Origin of the sequence: Bacteroides sp. 519 (assembly GCF_010500955.1) — a bacterium.
In the GTDB taxonomy this organism is placed as follows: domain Bacteria; phylum Bacteroidota; class Bacteroidia; order Bacteroidales; family Bacteroidaceae; genus Bacteroides.
The window spans coordinates 1-2,101 of sequence record NZ_QVMJ01000062.1; the positions used below are offsets into that span (position 1 = coordinate 1).

Below are 2,101 nucleotides of genomic sequence, written 5' to 3' on the forward strand. Positions count from 1 at the left end.
CCCAACTTTCACTCTTAAAAATAATTTTCATAAAAATTGCACTTCTATTTCCCACTATGTCAATCATAACATATTGAGAATCAATTATAGGATTGTTTCTATTTTATCAAGATTTGATTTGTAGGACACTATTGTTACAGAATCTTATTGTATTTTTGCGGCATGCACGTGAATGTACAACTTCGTTTCAACCCGAGTACCGGAGAAGAGGCTCCTTACTATCGTTTAAAGGAGTCCTATCGCGATGTGCGTGGTAATGTCCATTCATTAATTGTGCTCAATATTGGTTTTGAGCCCTCTGTGAAACCTCTTCAAGTAAAACGAATAGCACAAGCATTAACCTCTCGTTTCCAAAACCGCAACAACATATCTATTTTTAATGAAAAGATAGACTCTCTTTCGGCAGAAGAATGTCTCTTGGCAGAAAAATATTGGCAACGAATGGTTAATGAAGGTGGTATTGACCGATTCAATAAGAAAGAAAATATATCTCAAAAGGAAGCTGAGAAATATATAGACCTCAATAGTGTAGAACATACAGATGCCCGAAATGTAGGAGCAGAATGGCTTTGCAAACAAACCATAGATAAACTTGATATAGAAGGCTTTTTGAATAAACAAGGATGGAATGATAATGCTATCCATGCAGCACTTTCACACCTAATTGTACGCACCGTTTACAGTCCTTCAGAATGTGCGACCCATCGTATTATGAAGGAGAACTCTGCTGCTTGTGAACTCTATTCAGGTAATCCCGATTGGACACCGGGTATAAATACACTTTATCAAATGCCCGACCGCCTTTATGCGATTAAAGACGACTTGGAACGTCATCTTTGCAATAAGACTGATAACCTATTTAATATAAGCAATCACATCGTACTCTTTGATTTGACTAACTTTTACTTCGAAGGAAGAAAGGCGAGTAGCCGCAAAGCACATTTTGGCAGAAGTAAGGAGAAGCGTTCAGATTGTCGATTACTTGTACTTGCATTGTGCATTAACAAAGAGGGTTTTATTCGTTATTCGTCTATTCTTGAAGGTAATGCCTCCGACCCAAAATCGCTTCCTGATATGATTGATAAGTTAGCAGTTAAAAGCCCTACTACTAACGAAAAGACACTTGTAGTGATTGATGCCGGTATTTCCACAGAAGATAACCTTCAAAGAATAAAGGAGAAAGGATATAACTATCTATGCGTATCCCGAACACGATTAAAGGATTATACACTTTCTAATGACCATCGAAAAGTAACCGTAAGAGATACAAAACAACAGGAGATTACTTTACGAGAGGTGAAGACCAATCCGGATGAAGACTATTATTTAGAAATTACCTCACCTTCAAAAGCTATGACGGAAGCTTCCATGCATCGTGTGTGGAGAGAACGCTTTGAGGATGAGATGAACAAAATCAATGAATCCATTTCAAAGAAAGGTGGAACTAAACGTTATGAAAAGGTTGTTGAACGAGTAGGCAGAGCTATAGAGCGATATCCCTCCATAGCACGTCATTACCGAATAACATATCTACGTAATGAAACGAAACCTGCCGAAATGGGAAAGGTAGATTGGGGTATCAAAAATATCACAGCAATAGATAAGAATACAGGTGTTTACTTTTTGCGCACCAATGTAAGAACCTTTGGAGAAGAGACAACATGGGAGTATTACAATCTGATACGTGAAATTGAATGCACAAACCGACAGCTCAAAACAGACTTGAACTTACGACCCATATACCATCAAAAGGATGACCGCAGTGATGCTCATTTATTCTTCGGATTGCTTGCTTATTGGGTCGTTAACACCATAAGACTTCAACTCAAACTAGCCGATGAGAATTGTTACTGGACAGAAATAGTACGTCGCATGTCTACACAGAAATTAGTTACAACAGAAGCCGTCAATGCCTTAGGCGACAAGGTCACACTTCGACAATGTAGCCGACCGACCAAGCAAGCCGAGAAAATATATTCAGTCCTGAAATTAAAATATGCCCCATTCAAGAAAATAAAAATCTGTAGGACACAGCCGCCACCAGAATGACCCTCAGATGTCAGTGATGCAGGAAATATGATGGTGATGAGTGAAAGTTGGG

General features: G+C 38.7%; 1 protein-coding gene. It reads left to right on the plus strand.

Translation table 11 applies throughout. The annotated features are described in order from the left end of the window. Window positions 1-162: 162 nt before the first annotated feature. Entirely contained in the window at window positions 163-2,049 is a 1,887-nt protein-coding gene (locus D0T85_RS21885) for an IS1634 family transposase (protein ID WP_163215653.1), read from the plus strand. The last annotated feature ends 52 nt before the right edge of the window (window positions 2,050-2,101 follow it).

Bases quoted from the DNA above. Each gene is read 5' to 3' on its own strand.
- D0T85_RS21885 (WP_163215653.1), top strand. From the start codon at position 163: ATGCACGTGAATGTACAACTTCGTTTCAACCCGAGTACCGGAGAAGAG.